Raw genomic sequence first — 20,952 nt, forward strand, 5'->3', positions numbered from 1 at the left:
TCAGCCCCTCTCACCCCCTCGGGTCGTAGCTCAGGCGGCGCAAGCTTCAAAGCTACGACAGAACCCCAGGATGTGCCATAAACCGCCATTCGCAGAGCCCCGTGGTCGAGCAGCTAGAGTCGACCCGTTGCGGACGTTGGCGGACCAAAGCTGCGTAGGATCTCTCCTAAAGCACGCCACCTCGGGCAAGGTCCGCCATGACGCTGCCGAGATCGGTTAGGGCACGTGCACCATCGCCCCTAAATGCGGCGCCATGCATGACCGCAAGCGTCCGCGGATTAAGTCGAGCAAGCCTCTGAAAGACTGCATCAGTTCGCGTGGTATATGGGAGGCTATGCGCAAAAGGCCCGGCAGAAGAGCAAACGATCTGATCGCGAGCAGGTTCGACGATGTCGCACTCTACGATCGGTGATTGCCGTCCATTGTGGAGGAAGAGATCGGAGCAAAACAGCGTTCCTTCCGTCTCCTCGAAGAGAAGACTTGCATCCCAGCCATGAGGAACGTGAGGCGTGCAAAGGAACTTGAAGCGCCTACGTCCGGTCGACAGTGTTTCATTATCCTCAAGAATTGTGGCGGGCCTATCTGCGAAGTCGTCCAGCACCACACCCCCGCCTACCGGACCCGCGATGACCGAACTCTCGGGCGCTGCCGTGAGCCACTCGTTCAAAGCACCGCATTCGTCCGGTTCGAAGTGGGAATAGGCAATCCAGCGTACCTTCGCCGGATCGATCAAGCGAGCGATTGCGTCTCTGGTCTTACGGAACGTTCTCCTGAAGCCAGTATGGTAAAGCAAGGGCTCGTCATCGCGAACAAGGTATTGATTGAAGGTGAAGTCCAACTCCGGGGCATAGTAGGATACGCGGAATACATCGGCTGCGATTTCATCTGCCGTGATATCCATTGTAGTTAACCACGATCCTTCTGAAGCTGTGGTGCATGCATTCTATCACGCGGTTCGATCAAAAGCTGTCAGGACTTGGCCGGGCACTGTCACGGGAACTTGGATAAGGGTGAGCAGAGCTCAGAGCAGAACTTGGCTTAGGCGGCTGCTGTCGCCAGATGCCCCTGGGCAGCGGCCTTTGCCCTAATGAAGCGGAGAGTGCGGCGGGAAATGAGGTGGCGCTGAAGATTGACGATGTTGTGGACCGCAGAGGGTATCGACAGGAAGCGCTGGGCCGATCCGGGCGACTTGACGCCCCGCATCTTGCGTTCGCGTCGTCGCACCACCTGATGCGAATTCTCGGCCCGATTGTTCCTGCGCAAACCTTGCTCATGACGCGCGGAAAGCCCCAACTCGCGTTTGGCTGCTCCAGATGACGGCAGCTTGTCGGTCACGAGTACGCTGGGAGCATTCCCCTGTTTCTTCAGCAACTTGCGCATGAGCTTCACCGCAGCTGCTTTGTCTAGCCTCGCTTGCATGAGGATGTCGAGGATCTCGCCTTCGCTGTCGACCGCTCGCCAGAGATACATGCGCCTCCCTTGGACCGAGACGACCACCTCGTCCAACTGCCAAGTGGCCGTCGGCTTCGGCGTTAGCCGGCGCAGGTTGCGGGCGTATGCAGGTCCGATTTTCAGCACCCACCGCCGGATCGCCTCGTCGGAAACATCAAGGCCCCGCTCAGCCAGCAGTTCCTCCACATCGCGATAGCTCAAGGTGAAACGCAAGTAGAGCCAGACTGGCTGCCGGATAATCTCAGGTGGGAACTGGTGTCGAGCAGAGGAGATGGGCTGCATCCCCCAAATCTACTGGGCATTAGCCGCCCGCGTCAGCCGTTCCCATGACAATACCGAAAGACGATGCTCTTGAATGTTGCCGGCCGTGGAACCTGCGTGGTTGCGGCGCTTTCCTCACCCATGCAGGCGTTCTTTGCCTATAGCTTTGAAACGCGACAATGGCCGCTCTGGGCGCGCTATCTCACCGCCACCGTGATTATCTTCATGGTGTATGGACTGCAGGTGAGCTTGACCGAGCCCCTTGCAGCTTATCCGCTGGTTCTGTTCTTTGTCACCATTGTCATTAACGCGGCGCTCTTCGATCATGGCAGCGGCACCTATTCGACACTTCTGAGCGCCGCCCTAATTGCCTATAATCTCATGGAGCCGGCAGGCAGCTTTCGGATCAGCGATCCGCACCAGAGTGTCGGCCTGGCCCTGTTCGTGGTGGCTGGCATCGTGACGGCCGCGGTGATTGGGAACCTGCACACTTTGGCCTTTGAGCTGAGCCAGGCCAATATCCACTTGGCCGCGGCGGAGCAGGACAAAGATCTCCTGTTGCAGGAGGCCGGCCATCGCATGAAGAACGATCTCGCTCTGCTTACCGCTCTCGTTCGCTTGCAGGCGAAGACAGTGCTGGATCCGAGTGCGCAGGCCGCCCTGGTTTCGACCGCCGAGCGCCTGCACGTCATGAGCCGCTTACAGGATCGCCTCAAACGGGAGAACACGACAGCAGTCGTCGATATCCGATCCTATGTCATCGATCTATGCGACGATCTCAAAACGGCACTGATCGGCCTACGGCCGATCGGGTTCAAAGTGGCAGTTGAGCAGCACTTTCTGACAGAGGAGCGAGCCGTGGCAACCGGTCTGATTGTCAACGAGCTGGTCACCAACAGCCTGAAATATGCCTTTCCGGCCGAGCAGCCCGGGATGGTCATGGTTGCGTTCCACCGCGAGAACGATGAGTTCACCCTGATCGTGTCTGATGACGGCATCGGCTTGCCGTTCGGACCGTTGGCAGACCGGGAGTCCACTGGCCTGGGCCGACGCTTGATCCACGCGATGGCGGCACAGCTAGGCGGCACGGCGGTGGTTAAGCCTCGCGCCGGCTCCTCCGGCACCACTGCCACCATCAGGTTTCCGGTCAACCCGTAACGGCCACTGCCTCAGCGAGTTACTGCAACGGAGCCGTCCGGAGGTCCATCTCGTCGATAATCTCGGCTCGCTGGGCGTCAAGCGCCCTGATCCTTCCCGAGGTTTCGTCCAGGGTGCCTTTGCTGGATCCGTAAAAGCCGATCCCGGCCAGTGTAGTGGCGATCCCAACGATGAGGACGATTGGATCGGGCCGGACAAGCCCAAGCAGGACTGCTCCGACCGTCAGCCCCCCTGCTACAAGCGCGCCCCTCGCGACGATCATGCTCTTCCGGCAGCGCTCCACCACGTCAGTCAGCGCGTCGATCTCGTCTTCAAGGTCTGCAATCTGCCGGTGGAAGTCGGTCATAGGGTGGCTTCGAACGATATTGGGGTACCATGCAGCCGAACTTGGAGGACGCAAGCAGTTTCGACGCCACCACAGAAATCGACCAGGGAAAGGGTGTTCGCCATGGTCACGCTGGATGAGCGCCAAACTCGTACGCGGCGGCAGCAAAGAGACGCTCCCTCCTAAATTTGGCCGGGCAACGAGACCTTGGTCGACATTCACGCCTGATCATTGGCAAGGAGCCGGTCGCCTCTCGTTTTGGCAATGCGCTACCTCCTCCTTCTTCCCCAGCCGGAACGAACAGTCGTATGGGCTCCGACGCCCGCCCCTTGACGCCAGCGCGGAAGCTCGGGTGAGGGCCAGGCAGCGAAGTTCGCCCTCGTTATGGAATGTCTGGTACTTCCTGCATGAGCAGACATTTGGTGTACTTCCGCCTCGTGCCATGAGCAGACCCCAGTGGGTTATGATTTTGCTGCCACTCTCAGCTGCGACGCCTTTCTCAATCTGATTCGGATCACGGCTCCCAGGGACTCTATAAACCCTGGCCTTTGTTACGAGAGAGACCCTGTCGTTGTTACAGCCCGCGTCCAGAACACCGATGGAGAACAAGGTTTTTCGTTCTATCGCTACTGAGTGCAATACCACCTTCGAAGCAGCGGACCGTATAAAGCCATGGCAAGACCCAAGGCGCAATCCGCCAAGCATCGTGAATGTCCGTATCTCCTTGGCGTGCAACAAAAAGGTCCGTATCAATCCTCTCAAGTTCGAGCATACAGGCACCGATATCCGACGATAGGCGCAGCCATTTGCAACCATTCGCTTCACGAATTTCTGCAGCTAACCCGGAATCATCGTCATAATATTTACCGACGCAGTTAGAGACATCGCTTTCTGTCCCGTATATCGACACTCGATCAAAGCGAAGCTTGCATCCAAATCGGTCCGTCGTAATCGAACCGTTCTCCTCAAGTCGGAAGGTAAAGGCTGGAATGGACGATCGTGGAGCGAAAATACTAGGCGCAATTTCCGCGATGGAAGCAATTCCCATGCTCGTCACGAGTGCCGGTCCTGATGACCGCTGTACGATTTTGAAGATATCGTTGTCCGTCCTGTGACGGTATACACCTGAAGCTGCGTTGAGCTGATCTCTCGTGCCTATCGACAGGCTTATTGAAGTGTCCCTGCTAAGGGCCAAGTCTGCGATTTGTCTAGCCAATTCGAAGGGGACGATCTCGTCGGTGTTCGCGAGGACAACGATCCCAAGGTCTACGTCTGGAAAGAAAACGGCTTCGGATTTCGACCCTGCAATCCATCCACCATGGCCTATCCCTTTCAGGCCATGATGAACGGTATTAACCAGACCAAGTCCATAGGGCACGGTTTCTCCGTTTGCGAGCCGAGTCGACGTACGCATCCGCGCAAACATCTCCGGCGTTCCGACGATCGGCCGCCGGAGGTTTTGTTGCCACCGCAACATATCATCCAGTGTGGAAACTATGGCTCCTTCGCCACCGATGGCGATACCCCACGCTGCCTTGAGCCAATCACCGTCAGGGCCGACACGATGGTGAGTTGCAAGGCGTGGCACGATCACGTCGTCACGCGGCATCAACTGCGTGTCGTTCATTCCAAGCGGACCGGTAATCCTCTCGGTGAGAAGCTCGTCGAAGGACTTACCTGAGACCTGTTCGAGAATCTCCGAGAGTAACAGAAAGTTGGTGTTGCTGTATAACAGGTCTTCTCCGGATCGGAAGTTCAGCTTCCGTTGCCGAGCCACGAAGGCGCGTGCTAACCGTCGCGAAGATGGCGCGAGAATTGGCACTCCGCTTAAGATCATGAGTTCGAGAATGTCACGAAGACCGCTGGTGTTGGATGCGAGATGCCACAGCTTAATGGGATCATTATAGGCGGGAAGCCATGGACAATGTAGGTGGACATCGTCGTCAAGGGACAGTTTTCCTTCCGCTTCCAACATTAGAGTCAAAAGTACGGTGAACTGTTTGCTCTGCGATGCGATACGGATCACCGTACGCGGCTCGAGTGGGACCGCATGCGCCAGGTCGGCCATACCGTAGCAGGTGCGGTGAACGATTTCTCCGCGGTAGATTACACCAACGGCAACACCTGGAGTGTCAGGTCGATTCCAGGATTTGAAGAGGTTGTCGATGCTGGCAGAAAAACCAGGCGGAAGGGTAGTGAGGGAAAGCGTGTCCATGTTTTCAACGCCTGATCATGATACGGGCGCCCGCTGACCAACTCGATCAGCGGACGTCACTCAAATAGCTTTAAGGTTTTGTTGTCCTATGGCTTCAAAGAAACATTCCAGAAAGCGGGCCATGGCGAAGGCGTGAACCCCTGCAGTTTCGGAGACTTCGCGGAGAGTGAGTTGAAATCACCAATCTTCACCAAAGGTGCTTCAGCAAAGATTAGGCTCTGTACTTTCTCCCAAAGCTGGATGCGTTCGCCCTCCGTAGTCGCCTTGTTGAGGGCGGCCACCGCTTCGGTCTTCGCCGGCGTATCCCACCATCCGCTTGCCGTTGGAGACAGAATACTGATCAACGCAGGGTCGGCGAGAAACGGGCTATGAGTGATGAAGATATCCCAAAGAGCAGGATTCCGAATTCGCTGCACAAGCGTAGCCCAGTCGACAACCTCCATCGCGACATTGAAGCCCGCTAGCTTGAGATATTCGGCTGCAACCTGTGCCATTTTATAGTGAAATTCATACTGCCGACTCGTGACGATGCGTAGTGGCTTCTGCCCGCCATACCCAGCGTCCTTGAGGAGAGCTTTCGCTTTGTCTGGATCGCCAACATTGTAGGGCTCGGCCCCAGCTTTTGTATGCCAGATAAAGTTCTTCGGATACATTGGCGCATTAACGGCGTAAAATGCCTGGTCGCCAAATGCGGCGGCCAGCATATCCTCCTGTTTGAGAGAAATTTGCACCGCTTTCCTTAATCGCAGGTCACTCAGGAGCCCCTCCTTGTTGTTCATGACGAACATCGGCCATCCGAAAGGGGCAAGGACGACTGCTTCAGACGCGCTACCCTTCAAGCGTGGGTAAGATTCGATCGGAAGTGAGTCGGTATAAGTGAATTGGCCTGCCAATGCGCCTTCGACACGAGTGTTGGCATCCGGCACCGGAATGAACCGGATCTCATCGACATATTGGTGCCGAGCGCCTCCGTACCCGCTCACTTCGCCAGGCGGTGACTGATAAGCATCGAAACGCACCAGCTGCAGATACTGATCAGGCTTGCGTTCTTTGACCTTATAAGGCCCGGTGCCGATCGCATCCTTGATTGGATTGTCGAGTTTGTCCGCTGGCATGATGACGGCGGCGGAATTGTTGAACGCCAGCAAAGCCAGCAACGGTGCATATGGCTCTTTCAGGCTGATCTGCACAGTTGTGGGGTCAAGGGCCTCAATGGAAGCGATGTTGTCTACGATTTGCTTGCCGCGGCTTGCCAAGTCCGTCCAGCGCTTCAGTGAAGCCACCACGTCCTTCGAGGTCATCATTTGCCCATCATGGAACGTCACGCCTTGCCGCAGCTTGATCGTATAGATCCGGCCATCAGGTGAGATCGAGGGCATCCCAGCGGCTAGCAGGGGAGACGTTTTCCAATCCTTGTCGAAGGTGAAAAGCGTTTCATAAATATGTTGACCGATCATGCCGACGATGTCGGTGGAGCTTACCATCGGATCGAGAGTTGGCGGCTCTCCGATAGTGGCAACGTTGATCACACCACCCCGCTGCTGTGCAGATGCTGGGGCAAGGGCTAGGAGCGCGACTGCCATCCCTGTCATTACTGAAAATTTCATTGTTTTCACTATTCCCTACCTCCCTTAATTCCATAAATATGGAATATACCTCATTATTATGAGGTAGGAGAAACAGCGTTGTCTAGAGCCGAGAAGAGGTATCGAGGCACAGCGACTGAGGATGACCGACGAAGCAACTGCCCACCGTGCAGCTTATTCGGCCCGCAATGAAAGGGGACATTGGCAGCGTCGCCAAATTGCGGCTGACGCGTGAGTTAAGCCGGATATTTGGCTGAAAGCTGTATAATCGACGGTGTTGGGAGATCTCGCCCCTTTTCCGCCAGGTGATTCATGAGGCCGCTGGACACGACGAGAGCGATCTCATGACATGCCGTTAGGTGGGATAGAAAGCCTCCGCTTTCTATAGTCATCGTCTATGTCTCGCGTAAATTTTAGCTGTTTTAGAGCCCAATCCGCAGACCTCTAATCTCCAATCTAAGGAGACCCCGGCTCAGGGTCGCGGGCGCGACATCCGAATAGAAGGAACCGAGATGGCGGCAATGGACCGGGCTGGCAGCGCTATAACTGCGGACTCCTCTGAGGGTTGGGATGTTTCGCGCGCTGTCGCAGCCGTCAACTATCCGCGTTGGGCATTGACATGCGCCGCCATTCTGTTTGCGCTCTACATGGCGTGGATGATCATCGCCAACGATGCATTCCAGTGGCACACCGTCTTTCACTGGCTGTTTGACCCCACTGTGATGCAGGGCCTAGGAGTCACGCTCGGCCTCACGGTCGTTGCCATGGTGCTGGGTACAATCATCGGGCTCGTCCTCGCTATCTGCCGCCTTTCCGGGCATCGGATCGCATCCGGTTTCGCCGGCCTCTACATCTGGTTCTTCCGCGGCACTCCGATGCTGGTGCAGCTGATCTTCTGGTACAATCTAGCTACGCTGTTCCCTCAGATCTCGATTGCTATCCCTTTCGCCCCGCCCCTCGTGAGCTGGGACACCAACACGATCATCACGCCCTTGACGGCAGCCATCGTCGGACTTGCACTGAATGAGGCCGCCTATATGGCGGAAGTGATCCGGGCTGGCCTCATCTCGGTCGATCACGGCCAGAGCGAAGCGGCACAGGCATTTGGCATGACACGGCAGCGAGCCCTGCGACGCATTATCATTCCACAGGCCATGCGCTCGATTATCCCGCCCACAGGCAATCAGCTGATCAGCATGATTAAGGGGACGTCCCTGGTCAGCGTCATCGCCATGAATGATCTGCTCTATTCGGTCCAGGCAATCTACAACCGCACCTTCGAGATCATTCCGCTGCTGATGGTCGCTGTGGTCTGGTATCTCTTTATCACGTCGATGCTCAATTTCGCCCAGTCCCACATCGAACGCTATTATGCCCGCGGTGAGCGACGCAGCGAGGCTCCGCGGGTCAGCACGAGTGACATGGAGGATGCTCAATGAATATCATTCAAACCATCTCCTCCGCGCCAGTTCTCGTCCAGGCCCGCGACGTGCACAAATCCTACGGCGCCAACGAAGTCCTAAAAGGAATCGATCTGGACGTGCGTATCGGTGAAACCGTGGTTATCCTCGGTCCTTCAGGCTCGGGAAAGTCCACCCTATTGCGCTGTATAAACCACCTCGAAAGCATGCAGAAAGGCTCTATTCTCGTAGGTGGCGAACAGGTCGGCTATGTAAAGCGCGACGGGAAGCTCTATTATGCCAATGCCGCGCAGCTTGCCCGTCAGCGTCATGGCATCGGCATGGTGTTTCAGCAGTTTAATCTCTATCCCCACATGACGGTGATGCAGAACATCATCGAGGCACCTGTAGGCGTCTATAAGGAGAAGCGGGCCTCCGCCGAAGACTATGCCCGCATGCTTCTGAAGAGAGTTGGGCTCTTGGAGAAGGCGAGTGCCTATCCACGCCAGCTGTCCGGTGGCCAGCAGCAGCGCGTCGCCATCGCCCGGGCTTTGGCGATCAAGCCGAAGCTGATGCTGTTCGACGAGCCGACATCCGCGCTCGACCCTGAGCTCGTGGGCGAGGTGCTTGCGACGATGCGTGATCTCGCCTCGTCTGGCCTCACAATGATCGTCGTCACCCATGAGATTAGCTTCGCGCGCGAAGCCGCCGACAGGGTGATCTTCATGGATGGCGGGCGGATCGTCGAAGAGGGCCCGCCCGACCAAGTTCTGGTCAATCCGAAGCATCCGCGCACGCGGGCTTTCCTGAACCGTGTGATCTAATAACCAGCGCCGAAGCGCGCCTATTAAACCAACTGGAGGACTGAATTGATGCGAACCAAGATCAAGATGATAGGCTTATCGGCCGTCCTGGCTGCGACGTTCATGGCAACTCCTGGCCACTCTAGCGACATCCCTGTCCAGAAGCTCGACGAGCAGGTTCGCGCGCTGGTGCCGGCTACCATCCGCGATCGCGGCTACATGGTTGCCGTGAACAACGGCTCCTATCCACCATACGACATCGTTCTTGGCCCTGACAAGCTGGAAGGCGCTTCGGCGGATCTCGGCGTCGCTATCGGTCAGATCCTCGGCGTCGAGATCCGGCATCAGACTGTCAGCGGTCTTGCAGCCATGCTCGCCGGCTTCGATGCTGGACGCTACGACATGTCGGTGGGCCCGATCGGTGACTTCCCCGATCGCCGGTCCAAGATCGACTTCATCGACTGGGTACAGGAATATGTGGCCTTCGCCGTGCAGAAGGGCAATCCACGCAACATCAAGAATCTCGACGACGTCTGCGGATTGAATATCGCGGTCATGGCTGCAGGCTCTGCCGAGCGCGTACTCAAGAAGAAGGCCGAAGAGTGCGAGGCTGCCGGCAAGCCGACTATCGTGCAGTCTTTCCAGGACCAGAATGGTGCAATCCTCTCCGTCCGCTCGAAACGCGCCGACGGCTTCTTCTCGGGTCAGGCTCCACTTACCTACTTCGTGTCGCAGGCGCCGAACATTCTCGATCTCGCGGCTGCCAACCTCCCGAACGGTTTCGGTGACATCTACCAGGGCGCGATTGCCCCGAACAATACCGATCTTCGCAAGGCACTTCTCGCCAGCTTCGAGATCCTGGCCGAGAACGGCACCTATGCCCAGATCATGAAGAAATGGGGTCTTGAGAGGAATATGATCAAAAAGCCCGGCATCAACCTGGCAAAGTAGCAGAAAGCCAAACGCCTGTCCGAGAGAGGACGGCGGGCAGCTGGGTGTATTGACGATTGTTAGATTGGAACAGCCCGGTGGCGTCGCTGCCGGGCTGCATGTTATTTGTCGCACTGCTCGGCGCTGCCACCTTGGCTCGACGCTGCATCGACGAAGGTGATGGCTTATGATGAACATGGTTGCACCGTTGCGCTCCATCAGTCTGCGACAACTGGAGGTCTTCTATGCTGTCGTTTCCACCGGCAGCGTTACCGCCGCGGCCGAAAGCTTGCAGATATCGCAGCCCACCGTCAGCACGATGATACGTCGTATCGAGGATCAACTCGGGTTCGCTCTCTTTTTGAAGGAGCGTGGGCGCCTGATCCCTAGCAACGAGGGGCGCGTCCTTTATGAGGCCCTACAACGTAATTTCCGACATTTTCAGGCCATTGCCGACACCATTGCTTACCTTCAGCGCGACGTTTCCCAGCGGATGAGTATTGCCACCATTCAGCCCCTCGGTAGTGGATTGGTCTCCCATGTGCTGAAGAGCTTCATGGCGAACCATAAGGATGCACGTATGCATGTCCTAGTCCGACCCCGAAAGGCGGTATATCAGGCGGTGTCGTCAGACGGCGTTGACCTCGGCATTTCCTTCGGGACCGGCGAGGCGCAGGCCGAAGGTCTCGAGGTCGAGCAGGTATGTATCGGGCGCATCTATTGCATTTTGCCCAAGGGACATCCGCTTGAGTCGCGAGAAGTTATCACCAATGCAGAGCTGAACGAGTGGCCGCAGGTCTCCTATCCACCCGGCCATCAATGGCTCTATCTGATCTATGAAAAAGTCATGGGAAACGAACGTCCCGAGCCAGTGCTGACCGTCGAGAATGTGAACTCTGTTTATCCCAACGTCGAGAACGGCATCGGGATAGGGCTGGTGGATGAGTTCTCGCTCCGATTCCATCCGAAGGATCGGCTGTCCTTCCGCCCCTTTGAGCCGCGCATCGACGTCCCCGTCGAGCTGATCTATCCACACCGCAAGAGTTCGGACCTGACGAAGGAATTCATTCGGAACTTCAAGAAGATCTGCGCGGAGGTAGTTTCAACGCCGGTCTAGACGTTTCCGACCGGCATCGCAGTTTCGATGAGGCGTGCCCAAAAGGAAACGCCATGGGGAATCGCCTCATCGTTGAAGTCGTAGGCCGGGTGGTGCAGTGCGGCGCTGGCGCCGTTGCCGAGGAACAGAAACGCTCCAGGCCGGGCGTACAGCATCTGTGAGAAATCCTCTGCTCCCATCATGGCGGGCATGTCAGTGAGAACATGCGCGTCGCCGAAGACATCTCGAGCAACGCACTCCGCGAACGCTGCCTGCTCGGCATGATTGATCACCCCTGGAACATCCCGTGTATAGGAGATTTCCGCAGTGGCACGGAAAGTAGCTGCCGTGTGATCGGCAATCTCCCTGAGTCGTGCCTCGATCAGGTCCTGAACTGCCGGAGAGAAGGTTCGCACGGTGCCGAGTATTTCCGCGGTCTGCGGGATGACGTTGAAGGCGTCACCTGCGCTGATGCGCCCGACCGAGACAACGGCGCGCTCCATGGAGTCAACATCCCGCGAAACGATCGATTGCAGGGCCGTCACCAGATGGCAGGCCGTGAGGATCGGGTCGCGACCCGTATGCGGCATGGCCGCATGAGCTCCCTTGCCAGTCAAAGTGATGCGAAAAGTGTCGGCGGCGGCCATAACTGGCCCAGCTCGAACGGCGATGTGGCCAACACCCAGACCGGGCAGGTTATGCATGCCGTAGATTTCCTGGATGCCGAAACACTCGATCAAGCCCTCATCGAGCATCAAGCGCGCACCTTGAGCGCCCTCCTCTGCCGGCTGGAAAATCAGGACCGCCTCTCCATCGAAGTTGCGCGTCTCAGCCAGATACTTCGCTGCCCCCAACAGGAGAGCCGTGTGGCCGTCGTGGCCGCAGGCATGCATCTTGCCGGGCGTCTGCGACCGGTATTCGGAACCGCTGATCTCCTCAATCGGCAGAGCATCCATATCAGCGCGCAAGCCGATCCTGCGCCCCGAATGATCGCTACGTCCCTGGATGACTGCAACCACACCGCATCGACCAACGCCCGTCTTGATAGTGTCGCAACCGAAGGTCCGCAATTTCTCAGCCACGAAGGCCGAGGTCAGATCCAGGTCAAACAGAAGCTCGGGATTGCGATGGAGATGTTGCCGCCACGCGACGATCTCCGGGGCAAGCTCGGTAACGCGATTGATCACGGGCATCGTTCAATCCTTGCGATAAGTCCGGTCAGGCGGCTGCCTTGAGCATTGTCTCGAACTCGGCGAACAGCGAATTCGGATTGGCCGGGGACTTTACTAGCCCCTGCGCGAACTGCTCCTGGCACATGGCGGTTAGCATCCGACGGGTTGACTCATGTTCAATGCCGAAGGGCGGGTGATCATACGGAAATTCGGCGATCATCGTCTCGATCTCGGCTGCTGCCCAAGGCGACGCCTCTCCGAACATCTTGGCCTTGAGCCACCATTGACTGTAGGACGCATGCAGTGCGTTGTAGACGGCGATGACCGCTGCCGGATGGCGCTCCACGAAAGCACGCCGAAACGCCATGATGTGAAAGGCAGGATAGATCCCGGTACGCTTATGGAATTCGGCCTCTACCGAACGGAAATCCGTCACCAGACGCCGCGCGGCGCCATCCGGCGTGAACACCATGTCAGGCATAAAGGCGGTGGTGATGGCATCGATCCGGCCAGCCATCATTTCCGCCATCAGATTTTTGTCCTCGGCGAGGAACTCGGTTCCCTGGGGCGGCTGAACGTCCTGCGGTGTCCGGGGCTTGAGCTTCGTTTTCTCGTCCAGGTGTCCGATGACCCACTGCACATCCGTGACCTCGACGCCAGCGTCCCGAAGGGCATGCCGAGCCCACAGCGTACCGCTGTCGCTCCAGGAATTGCAGCCGACGCGCTTGCCGCGCAGCTGGGATAAGCTCTTCAGGTCCGAGTCGCGCCGGACGATGTAGTTGCGATGACGGAAACCGCGTAATATGAAAGCTGGAATACCAACGAGGCGATGATCACCTTCCGCATAGGCCATCACGTAACGGTTGAACGAGACCTCGCCGACATCGAGCGTCTCGGGGAACTCGTTGCCGATCGCTGCTCGAAAATCAATCCGCAGGTCGATACCCGATGTCTCGACGTTGCCGAGGATTAGCGGGCAGTACTGGTCATACGGCCGCAGGACCATATTGACGGGGACATTTGACATAGACCTATCTCACTCTGTCGCGTCCGAACGCGGCTCGACTGCCTCCCGGAAGCGCCGGATATCGGCAACGCAGGCGTCATGGAGGCGACTGGCGTCCGAGCCGCTAGCGATGAGCGAGAAGCCGCGCCCATACATATCCTTGAGCGACATACCGGGCCAGAGAACCGAGCCCAGCGGCTTGCCGGCCGCCTTAGCGGTCTGCTCGACATTCTCGATCATCTCGATCACCACGGGATGTGTCATTTGCCCCATCACTCCCGCCGAGGCCGACAGGTCGTAAGGGCCAATGAAGATCATATCGATACCGGGAACCGCGGCAATCTCCGCAGCGTTGCGCACACCCTCGACTGTTTCTATCTGCACGATCAACAAAACGCTGTCATTAGCGGTGGTGGCGTATTCCTTCGCCTTTACGCCGAAGCCCGAGGCGCGGATCGTGCCCGGCGCCGCGCCGCGATTGCCATTTGGAGGATAGCGACACCAGTCGACGATCTGGCGTGCCTCCTCAGCGTTCTCCACCGACGGTACAACTAGGCCAGCCGCACCGAGATCCAGGACCCGCCGCATGTAGTTGCCATCCATTCGCGGCACGCGGACCAACGATACGGTTGGAGATCCTTCCAGCGCCAGAAGCTGAAGCCCCAATGACATGTGGTCGCCGACGCCATGCTCATGGTCAATGATAACGAAATCGAAGCCGGCCTCGCATATCACCTGTGTTGCGAAGGGACTGCCAAGTACGCTCCAGCTTCCATAGACGCTTTCGCCTCGCGCGATGCGCTGTTTCAACGTGTTGGGTCTGTACATTTTTTTGCCTTTCGCCTGGGCTCGTAGGCCGAGAGGCCTGTGTCTTCAATCAGGGTCAGCGAAGGATAAGTGGCGAAGGCCCAAAGGATATCGAAATAATCTTGGAATGACATAAGTGCTGGCTATGACGCGCCAAAGAGGGCTTGTCACATGGTGTTGTCACGTTAGCCAGAGTCGGTCGGGCACATTGAGGCAAATTCGGCTGCATGACAGCTTCAAGCGGCGACACTCGCCGCGACGTTCCATTCCGCCATCGCGTTGAGGCAGTGCAGATGGGTGGCAGCGGCAGAGCGGCGGGAGCGGGGTGGAACGAAAAGGTTGCGGACGGCCGAGAACACGTTGACGAACCTCTGCAGCCCTCTGGCAGATCGAAAGCCCTGCCTCGCCCGTTCACGTCGGCGAAACGGCAGATGCGAATTCTCCGCCCGATTGTTGAGCCCTTTGTGCGAGCGGTGTTCGACGTCTGGCATGATCTGACGTCGGGCGGCAGCATAAGAGCCGAGCTTATCGGTAATCATCCGCTTGGGCGGGCAGCCCTGCTTCCTCAACAGACGCTTCAGCAAGCGCTTGGCTGCCGTGGTGTCGCGGCGGCTCTGCACGATCTCGTCGAGCACATAGCCATCCTGATGGACGGCCCGCCACAACCAATGCTTCTTGCCGACGATCGCGACCGCGACTTCGTCGAGATGCCAGATGTCGCGGCGGCTTGGCGGCTTGCGCTTGAGGTGGCGAGCGTATGCGGGCCCGAACTTCAGCGCCCAGCGACGGACCGTCTCATGGCTGACCTCGATGCCTCTGGCGGCGAGCATCTCCTCGACCATCCGGAGGCTGAGGGGAAATCGGAAGTACAGCCAGATCGCGCAGCTGATCACTCCAGCGGGGAAGCGATGGCGGGCATGGCGAGGATGATAGTTCGTTTTCATGCCCTCGCCTATGCCAGCATCCCGTCTCTCCTTCGTTAACGTGACGGTGCCGCCGCCTCTACGCCCGGCCCCTGCCAACACAAAAGACGGAGGTGGCGGTCGGCTGCAAAGTTATCAACATGATGACCAGCCTCGGCATGCCGGTATCCCGACGCGTAGTCTGAACCTCTGTGCCAGGGATTCGCGGCCCACGTTTGAACTGCGCACCAAAGCCCGGTACCGGAGCCGTCACCTTCGGATTAAGCTGACGGTGCCGGTACCAGATGATTCATCACAGTTGCGATCCAAAGCTCTTCGTCGTCAGCAAGATCGTAGTGTCGGCAGGCGTCCTCTATGTATCGGATTGCGAGCGCAACAAACACGTCAGCTCCATAGGCCATCTTGATGCTTTCAATCTGCGCGAAATCCATTCGGAGTGAAAACTCACCATCCTCGCCGTTTATCGATACACCTAGGGCGGCTTCTTCAACAAAGGGAAAAGCTTGGGCGGGCATCCTTCAACCTCCTTTGAACTGTTGAACGATCTGGACAGGCGCTCAATCAGGCATCGTATAATGCTGACAGAAGCATCATGAAATCGGACTAGAGCGAAACCAGCACCTGCCACGCTTCTGCATACTGATTGGCGCATTCTGACTTCAAAACAGCAGCGCCAAATCTTGTTCGATCGTTGCTTGCATTCAGACTGTCTTCCTTCAGAAGCGGGTGAGTTTGCAACAAAATCCTCTCAATCGTTACAGCTGGGTTCTGACGAACCCCTCACGTTGCTGTCCTGCACCGCCACCGTTGCAGTCGATCAAAGATCGTGTGCGCGAGGACCAGATGTGTCAACTTGACTCCAATTGCAGTAGTCATGATCACCGTAGCCATCGCGGCAGCAGAAGCGCTGGCGCCTGCCTCATCCATATGAACGATCGCGATAGAGGCCAGCTTGCTTTCGGTACCATAGAGAAAAATGACAGCCGAAACAGTCGTCAGGGCGTTGACGAACATGTAGACCGCGATATCCAGGATAGTCGGCGCGCAAATCGGCACTGTAACGGCGCCGAAGGTGCGCCAGAACGGCACCTTCAGCGATGCGGAAACCGCTTCGAACTCGCCGTCGATCTGCTTCAGTGCCGTAAGAGCGGTCAAGTGAGAGACGGTGTAGAAGTGTGCGAGCGTATTGATGACGAGAAGGGCGAGCGTTCCATAGAGGAAGGACAACGGGTTCCATGAGGCGTTGAAGAAGAAGACGTATCCAAGTCCCAGTACGAGGCCTGGAACCGCCATCGGCAGCATGGCGAGGAGCTGCGCAATGGCGCGGCCTCGTGGGAAGGCATTGGTCTTCTCGATCAGATATGCTCCGCAAAAGACCACGGCCGATCCAATGATGGAGACCAGGGCCGCCATGGTCAGCGAGTTGAAATAGGGTTGCCAGCCTCCCGGCTCGACATTGGCAAAGTCATAGTTGTTCAATGTAAGCGACAGGTTGTAGGGCCAGTACTGAATTAAGGAGGCCCAAACGGCGACCCCATATGTTCCGACGATGATGCCGCCGGCCACCAAGCAGAATAGGAGATAGGTAAGTGCAACTCTGCGGTTTGCCGGTGGCTCGAACGGAACGGCGCGGGCCGAGAGGAGTGCCACCTGGTGACGCTTTGCAATCTTGTCGACGATGAAGGCAATAACCGCCGGCACGAGCAGTATCATTCCTACGACGGCGCCCATGGAGAAGTTCTGTTGGCCAACGACTTGTTTATAGGCATCCGTCGCCAGCACTTCGTATTGTCCCCCGATCACCTTCGGCACGCCGAAATCGGTGATGACCAGGGTGAACACCACGAAGGTCGCGTTGATCACGCCGAACCGCGCGCCGGGAAGGGTAATTGTCCAGAACACACGCGCCTTCGACGTGCCGAGCGCTGCGGCAGCCTCGTAGAGGCGCCCGTCAGCAAGCGACAGCGCAGTGACGAGGATCAGCAGCGCATGTGGAAAGGTAGATAGAACCTCGCCCATGACGATGCCGATGGGACCATAAACGCTATTTCCCAAGAGCAGAAACCCGAGAAAACCCTGATTGCCGAAGATATAGACGAGGGAAATCGCCGCCAGCAGCGACGGTGCGAAGATCGGAAGCAGGGCAAACGCGTAGAACAGCCCCTTTGCCGGCATGCATGTGCGGGTCAGCGCATAGGCATAGGCAAAAGCAAGTGGAATGACGATTGCCGTAGATATGGCAGCGACAATCAAGGAATTCTGGAGCGACACGAAAAGCGTCGGCGTCGTAAAATAAGTAAGGTAGTTGTTGAGCCCAACGAAAGTTCCGTCGGCACTTTCGAAGCTCTTCGAAAGCAGCGACCAAAGCGGCAGTGCAATAATAAGAACGAGGACGAGACAGAGCGCTGCGATGAAGAGCCCGGCGATCTGCCGCTCATTGATAGTCATGCGCGATGCAGCACCCGATGCGGGGAAGACAAGACCGGTACTCATATGCGCCCCTCCCCCGCTTCACGGGGAAACAGGCGGAATGCTTCGGGAGGGAAGGCGACGCAGCGTGTTTGGCCAATGGCGATGCGCAGATCGCGCATGGCGTTCGTGGAAAAATCCGCCGCGATGCACGTTTTCGGCGAAGCGAGCGGGACCAGCGTCGCGCGACAGAAGGCGCCGAGGAAAGCAAGACTTTCGATACGCGCCTCGAAGGCATTCGGCGTTCCGGCGTCGATATTGCGAGTCTTCACATCCTCCGGCCGCATGGCGAGCTTCACCCGTGTGCCGGGCAGGAAGCCACGCGGGTCAGCTACCGCGAAGACGAGGCCTCCGACATCGACCTTGCCCGGCGACACGACCTTCGCGTCAAGGAAGGTCATGTGGCCGACGAAATCCGATACGAATGCTGTCTCGGGCGTTCGATAGATCGTTTCGGGCGAGCCAACCTGCTCAATCCGCCCACTGTTCATGACCACGATCCGATCCGCCATGGCCAGGGCTTCCTCCTGATCATGCGTCACCATGATCGTCGTAACCCCGAGACGCTTTTGAAGCGCGCGGATTTCACTGCGCAGCCGGACACGAACCTTTGCGTCGAGCGCCGAGAGCGGTTCATCCAAAAGCAGAAGCCCCGGCGATGTGGCAAGTGCCCGGGCGAGGGCCACGCGCTGCTGCTGGCCGCCGGACAGTTGAAGGGGATATTTCTCTCCCTGGTCGGGCAGGCCCACCAGGGAGAGAAGCTCGCGGACGCGGTCCGCCACTTTGGCGCGCGGCCATTTGCGGTTGACGAGGCCGTAGCCTACGTTGCGGGCGACGGTGAGATTGGGAAAAAGCGCGTAAGACTGAAATACGATCCCGAAATCGCGTTGGGATGGTTCCGCACGCGAAACGTCCCGCCCATCGAGGAAGATCGTTCCGTCATCCTGCTGGTCGAGCCCTGCGACGGCACGCAGGAGGGTGGTCTTGCCGCAGCCGGAGGGGCCGAGGAAGCAGACGAACTCACCCCTGTGAATCTCTAGGTTGATCCGGTCCAGCGCCGTGAAGGCGCCGAACCGTTTCGTGAGATCGACGATGCGTAGATAAGCATCCTCGTGGTGTGCCGGCCCATCGAGCGGGACCCCTTGTGGTAATGGAATGCTGACGCTGTTCATCAGGCCTGGTCCCCTATCTGAGCCGGCATGGATTGACGAAGCCATCAGTTCTTTGGCGCCGCCTTCGACTCATAGCGCTTCGACCACTCGGCCAGAATGCGATCACGGTTTGCCGCCATCCAGCTCAGGTCGTTCTTGATCATTCCCTGCTCGGCATTGGCCGGGTAGTTCGGCGGAATGTTGCTAACGCCCGGGTAGGCGACGATCGCATAGGATTTGGAGTAGAGTTCGCTTGCGGCCTTAGTCGCGCCCCAGTCTGCGACTTTCTTCGCAGCCTCAAGGTTCTTCGTGCCCCTGACGATGGCGGTTGCCTCCATCTCCCAGCCGGTGCCCTCCTTGGGAATGACGACATCGAGAGGCGCGCCCTTGGTCTTCTCGGATGCGCCGCGCATGTCGAGTGCAAGACCGACGACGCGCTCACCTTTTGCCGCCTGCACGCAGGGCGCGGAGCCCGAATGGAGATAGGCGGCAATATTCTCATGCAGGCCGTCCATGAATTTCCAGCCGGCCTCTTCTCCCATGCCCTGAAGCCAGCCTGCGACCATGAGATAGCCCGTGCCCGAGGAAGCCGGGTGCGGCATCACGATTTTGCCCTTGAACGCGGGCTTGAGGAGATCTTGCCACGAGGTCGGAGTCTTGGTGTCGATCTTCGCTCCCTCGGCGGTATTGTAGCAGACGACCCCTAGATAGGCGTCCATGCCGGTATAGGTATACGGAGCCTTCTGATCCCGGAAGATCTCCTTCAACTCGTCTGCGCCCTTCGGCTTATACTCCTCCAGAAGCCCCGCCGTCTCGAACATGAGGAGGCTCGAGGCGGCAAGGCCCATGACCATGTCCGCCCGCGGATTGTCTTTCTCGGCGAGGAACCGCGCAGTGATAACGCCGGTGGAGTCACGCACCCATGAGATTTCCACGTCCGGCACGCCCTTTTCAATTGCCTGCTTGAATGGCGCGAGCTGATCGTTCTCAAGGGCCGTATAAACCGTCAGCTTGGTCTTCTGCTGAGCTGACGCTGCCGCTGCGAAACTGAAAGTCAAAGCGGCGCTAAGGCCAAATGCAATCCACTTCTTCATTGCCTGTCCCTCTTTATTGTTTAGGCGTGATTAGTAAATCCCCCGTCGAATACTGGCACAAGATTATTATGTGCCCATTTTTGTGGTTTCATGACGAGAATTGCACGAATCGGGTATATTCCCTGCAGGGATTGGGGCTTACTAGGAGCCCGCAATGACGACTGTGCGACAGCCGACCGCCAGATCACTGAATGCGGATCAATGCGAGACCGATGCAAATGAAGGCCGCGGCGAAGACGCGGCGCGAATGCAGCGGTTCCTTCAGGATGGTGAAGGCGATGAGTGCCGCAAAAAGGACGCTCGACTCCCTCAATGCAGCGACCAGCGCGATGGGAGCGACCGTCATCGCCCAGATCGCGATCCAGTACGAGGCCAGGGACATGCCGCCGCCGATGAAGGCCGTCAGGGGTTTCGCGAAAGTCCAGCCGACCTGCCGGCTGCCATGACACCACAGCACATAAACCAGGAGGGGAAAGCCATCGACGACGAAGAGCGCGGCGGCATAGGCGTGCGGATCGCCCGCCACGCGGGCGCCGATCCCATCCACAAGCGTATAGCCACAGATGATGACTGCCGTGACCAGTGCCAAAACCACGGCTCTCAGGTCCAAATTCCTTTCGCGACCGGCAAAGGACATCAGCACGACGCCACTTGCGAGCAGAGCTATGCCCGCCATGCCTCTTGGAGTAATTGGCTCGCTGAGCAGCAGAAGCGAGCCGGCCGTCGTCATGAGCGGCGCGCCGCCTCGAGCGATCGGATAGACCTGGCTCATGTCGGCGTGGCGGTAGGCTTCGGTCAAGGCCACGTAATAGCCGAGATGCAGGACGATCGAGCCTGCGAGCCATGGCCAGGATTCCAGTCGTGGCATCCCGAACCACGCGAGCGCCGGGATCGCGATAACACCTGCCATCGTCGTGATGCGTGTCATCGCCAGGAGCGGATCGAGCTTCAGTTTCAGGGAGGCGTTCCATCCGGCATGCATAGCCGCTGCGGCGAGAACGGCAGCAAAGACCAGCGGGTCCATCGTATAGAAACTCGTCGGAGAATATGGCTCCCTGGGCGGAAGGCGCCCCAACTCGCCCTCCCCTCGGGAGAGAGAAGCAG

At 58.0% G+C, this 20,952-nt stretch carries 19 protein-coding genes and 1 pseudogene; 6 read left to right on the forward strand and 14 right to left on the reverse strand.

All coding sequences use genetic code 11. The features are described from left to right. Positions 1-166 precede the first annotated feature (166 nt). Positions 167-901 (reverse strand): oxygen-binding di-iron domain-containing protein, encoded by a 735-nt coding sequence (locus K9B37_RS17280; protein ID WP_224314778.1) that lies wholly within the window; start codon positions 899-901, stop codon positions 167-169. A 137-nt stretch (positions 902-1,038) separates the two neighbouring features. Further along, a complete protein-coding gene (locus K9B37_RS17285; RefSeq protein ID WP_224314779.1) occupies positions 1,039-1,734 on the reverse strand; it encodes an IS6 family transposase in 696 nt (231 codons plus the stop codon). Between the two features lie 63 nt (positions 1,735-1,797). On the opposite strand from K9B37_RS17285, the gene K9B37_RS17290 reads away from it, so the two are divergent. Then, positions 1,798-2,871, forward strand: coding sequence for a sensor histidine kinase (locus tag K9B37_RS17290; RefSeq protein WP_224314780.1), 1,074 nt, complete (start codon positions 1,798-1,800; stop codon positions 2,869-2,871). A gap of 19 nt (positions 2,872-2,890) precedes the next feature. On the opposite strand, the gene K9B37_RS17295 is transcribed toward K9B37_RS17290, so the two are convergent. From K9B37_RS17295 to K9B37_RS17305, 3 genes are all read right to left on the reverse strand, one after another. Further along, positions 2,891-3,217: a hypothetical protein gene (locus K9B37_RS17295; protein WP_224314781.1), complete on the reverse strand. Its 327-nt coding sequence runs from the start codon at positions 3,215-3,217 to the stop codon at positions 2,891-2,893. A 553-nt stretch (positions 3,218-3,770) separates the two neighbouring features. Continuing rightward, complete coding sequence (locus tag K9B37_RS17300; protein WP_224314782.1) at positions 3,771-5,411, reverse strand: serine hydrolase domain-containing protein; 1,641 nt, start codon at positions 5,409-5,411, stop codon at positions 3,771-3,773. 86 nt (positions 5,412-5,497) lie between these two features. Next, entirely contained in the window at positions 5,498-7,018 is a 1,521-nt protein-coding gene (locus tag K9B37_RS17305; protein ID WP_224314837.1) for an ABC transporter substrate-binding protein, read from the reverse strand. A 491-nt stretch (positions 7,019-7,509) separates the two neighbouring features. Between K9B37_RS17305 and K9B37_RS17310 the strand changes: the two genes are divergently transcribed. The 4 genes from K9B37_RS17310 (at position 7,510) to K9B37_RS17325 (ending at position 11,247) form a co-directional block, all read left to right on the forward strand. After that, positions 7,510-8,436 (forward strand): amino acid ABC transporter permease, encoded by a 927-nt coding sequence (locus K9B37_RS17310; RefSeq protein ID WP_224314783.1) that lies wholly within the window; start codon positions 7,510-7,512, stop codon positions 8,434-8,436. Then, positions 8,433-9,221 carry an amino acid ABC transporter ATP-binding protein gene (locus tag K9B37_RS17315; RefSeq protein WP_224314784.1) on the forward strand — a complete coding sequence of 263 codons (789 nt, stop codon included), beginning with the start codon at positions 8,433-8,435 and terminating at the stop codon, positions 9,219-9,221. The genes K9B37_RS17310 and K9B37_RS17315 overlap by 4 nt, the downstream gene beginning before the upstream one ends. Positions 9,222-9,269: 48 nt before the next feature. Next, the gene (locus K9B37_RS17320; RefSeq protein WP_369414344.1) at positions 9,270-10,151 is read left to right on the forward strand and encodes an ABC transporter substrate-binding protein; all 882 of its coding nucleotides are present in this window, start codon (positions 9,270-9,272) and stop codon (positions 10,149-10,151) included. 166 nt (positions 10,152-10,317) lie between these two features. Next, positions 10,318-11,247, forward strand: a complete 930-nt coding sequence (locus K9B37_RS17325) for a LysR family transcriptional regulator (protein WP_224314786.1) — start codon at positions 10,318-10,320, stop codon at positions 11,245-11,247. Here the strand turns inward: K9B37_RS17325 and K9B37_RS17330 are convergent. The 4 genes from K9B37_RS17330 to K9B37_RS17345 form a co-directional block, all read right to left on the reverse strand. Beyond that, the gene (locus tag K9B37_RS17330; protein WP_224314787.1) at positions 11,244-12,419 is read right to left on the reverse strand and encodes a M20 aminoacylase family protein; all 1,176 of its coding nucleotides are present in this window, start codon (positions 12,417-12,419) and stop codon (positions 11,244-11,246) included. The two genes, K9B37_RS17325 and K9B37_RS17330, sit on opposite strands and share 4 nt — an antisense overlap. A gap of 25 nt (positions 12,420-12,444) precedes the next feature. Beyond that, the gene (locus K9B37_RS17335; protein ID WP_224314788.1) at positions 12,445-13,425 is read right to left on the reverse strand and encodes an ABC transporter substrate-binding protein; all 981 of its coding nucleotides are present in this window, start codon (positions 13,423-13,425) and stop codon (positions 12,445-12,447) included. Between the two features lie 9 nt (positions 13,426-13,434). Beyond that, positions 13,435-14,232 carry an HpcH/HpaI aldolase family protein gene (locus K9B37_RS17340; protein WP_224314789.1) on the reverse strand — a complete coding sequence of 266 codons (798 nt, stop codon included), beginning with the start codon at positions 14,230-14,232 and terminating at the stop codon, positions 13,435-13,437. 215 nt (positions 14,233-14,447) lie between these two features. Continuing rightward, positions 14,448-15,155, reverse strand: a complete 708-nt coding sequence (locus K9B37_RS17345; RefSeq protein WP_224314790.1) for an IS6 family transposase — start codon at positions 15,153-15,155, stop codon at positions 14,448-14,450. A gap of 50 nt (positions 15,156-15,205) precedes the next feature. On the opposite strand from K9B37_RS17345, the pseudogene K9B37_RS17350 reads away from it, so the two are divergent. Then, positions 15,206-15,319, forward strand: a pseudogene (locus tag K9B37_RS17350) (IS5/IS1182 family transposase); the annotation flags it as partial. A 75-nt stretch (positions 15,320-15,394) separates the two neighbouring features. Here the strand turns inward: K9B37_RS17350 and K9B37_RS17355 are convergent. From K9B37_RS17355 to K9B37_RS17375, 5 genes are all read right to left on the reverse strand, one after another. Continuing rightward, positions 15,395-15,649, reverse strand: a complete 255-nt coding sequence (locus tag K9B37_RS17355; RefSeq protein WP_224314791.1) for a hypothetical protein — start codon at positions 15,647-15,649, stop codon at positions 15,395-15,397. Between the two features lie 265 nt (positions 15,650-15,914). After that, on the reverse strand, positions 15,915-17,627 hold the full coding sequence (locus tag K9B37_RS17360; protein WP_224314792.1) for a putative 2-aminoethylphosphonate ABC transporter permease subunit: 1,713 nt from the start codon (positions 17,625-17,627) through the stop codon (positions 15,915-15,917). Further along, a complete protein-coding gene (locus K9B37_RS17365; RefSeq protein WP_224314793.1) occupies positions 17,624-18,775 on the reverse strand; it encodes a putative 2-aminoethylphosphonate ABC transporter ATP-binding protein in 1,152 nt (383 codons plus the stop codon). The genes K9B37_RS17360 and K9B37_RS17365 overlap by 4 nt, the downstream gene beginning before the upstream one ends. Before the next feature lie 44 nt (positions 18,776-18,819). Further along, positions 18,820-19,848, reverse strand: a complete 1,029-nt coding sequence (locus K9B37_RS17370; protein WP_224314794.1) for a putative 2-aminoethylphosphonate ABC transporter substrate-binding protein — start codon at positions 19,846-19,848, stop codon at positions 18,820-18,822. A 184-nt stretch (positions 19,849-20,032) separates the two neighbouring features. Further along, complete coding sequence (locus K9B37_RS17375; RefSeq protein WP_224314795.1) at positions 20,033-20,872, reverse strand: EamA family transporter; 840 nt, start codon at positions 20,870-20,872, stop codon at positions 20,033-20,035. Positions 20,873-20,952 lie beyond the last annotated feature (80 nt).

This window comes from Microvirga puerhi, from assembly GCF_020089865.1.
Lineage (GTDB): Bacteria > Pseudomonadota > Alphaproteobacteria > Rhizobiales > Beijerinckiaceae > Microvirga > Microvirga puerhi.

What these genes read in the sequence shown, in the direction of transcription:
- K9B37_RS17305 (WP_224314837.1), bottom strand. Translation starts at nt 7,018, where the DNA reads ATGAAATTTTCAGTAATGACAGGGATGGCAGTCGCGCTCCTAGCCCTT.
- K9B37_RS17360 (WP_224314792.1), bottom strand. Translation starts at nt 17,627, where the DNA reads ATGAGTACCGGTCTTGTCTTCCCCGCATCGGGTGCTGCATCGCGCATG.
- K9B37_RS17295 (WP_224314781.1), bottom strand. Translation starts at nt 3,217, where the DNA reads ATGACCGACTTCCACCGGCAGATTGCAGACCTTGAAGACGAGATCGAC.
- K9B37_RS17355 (WP_224314791.1), bottom strand. Translation starts at nt 15,649, where the DNA reads ATGCCCGCCCAAGCTTTTCCCTTTGTTGAAGAAGCCGCCCTAGGTGTA.
- K9B37_RS17325 (WP_224314786.1), top strand. Translation starts at nt 10,318, where the DNA reads ATGATGAACATGGTTGCACCGTTGCGCTCCATCAGTCTGCGACAACTG.
- K9B37_RS17310 (WP_224314783.1), top strand. Translation starts at nt 7,510, where the DNA reads ATGGCGGCAATGGACCGGGCTGGCAGCGCTATAACTGCGGACTCCTCT.
- K9B37_RS17290 (WP_224314780.1), top strand. Translation starts at nt 1,798, where the DNA reads ATGCTCTTGAATGTTGCCGGCCGTGGAACCTGCGTGGTTGCGGCGCTT.
- K9B37_RS17300 (WP_224314782.1), bottom strand. Translation starts at nt 5,411, where the DNA reads ATGGACACGCTTTCCCTCACTACCCTTCCGCCTGGTTTTTCTGCCAGC.
- K9B37_RS17340 (WP_224314789.1), bottom strand. Translation starts at nt 14,232, where the DNA reads ATGTACAGACCCAACACGTTGAAACAGCGCATCGCGCGAGGCGAAAGC.
- K9B37_RS17370 (WP_224314794.1), bottom strand. Translation starts at nt 19,848, where the DNA reads ATGAAGAAGTGGATTGCATTTGGCCTTAGCGCCGCTTTGACTTTCAGT.
- K9B37_RS17375 (WP_224314795.1), bottom strand. Translation starts at nt 20,872, where the DNA reads ATGGACCCGCTGGTCTTTGCTGCCGTTCTCGCCGCAGCGGCTATGCAT.
- K9B37_RS17280 (WP_224314778.1), bottom strand. Translation starts at nt 901, where the DNA reads ATGGATATCACGGCAGATGAAATCGCAGCCGATGTATTCCGCGTATCC.
- K9B37_RS17345 (WP_224314790.1), bottom strand. Translation starts at nt 15,155, where the DNA reads ATGAAAACGAACTATCATCCTCGCCATGCCCGCCATCGCTTCCCCGCT.
- K9B37_RS17365 (WP_224314793.1), bottom strand. Translation starts at nt 18,775, where the DNA reads ATGAACAGCGTCAGCATTCCATTACCACAAGGGGTCCCGCTCGATGGG.
- K9B37_RS17320 (WP_369414344.1), top strand. Translation starts at nt 9,270, where the DNA reads ATGCGAACCAAGATCAAGATGATAGGCTTATCGGCCGTCCTGGCTGCG.
- K9B37_RS17330 (WP_224314787.1), bottom strand. Translation starts at nt 12,419, where the DNA reads ATGCCCGTGATCAATCGCGTTACCGAGCTTGCCCCGGAGATCGTCGCG.
- K9B37_RS17315 (WP_224314784.1), top strand. Translation starts at nt 8,433, where the DNA reads ATGAATATCATTCAAACCATCTCCTCCGCGCCAGTTCTCGTCCAGGCC.
- K9B37_RS17335 (WP_224314788.1), bottom strand. Translation starts at nt 13,425, where the DNA reads ATGTCAAATGTCCCCGTCAATATGGTCCTGCGGCCGTATGACCAGTAC.
- K9B37_RS17285 (WP_224314779.1), bottom strand. Translation starts at nt 1,734, where the DNA reads ATGCAGCCCATCTCCTCTGCTCGACACCAGTTCCCACCTGAGATTATC.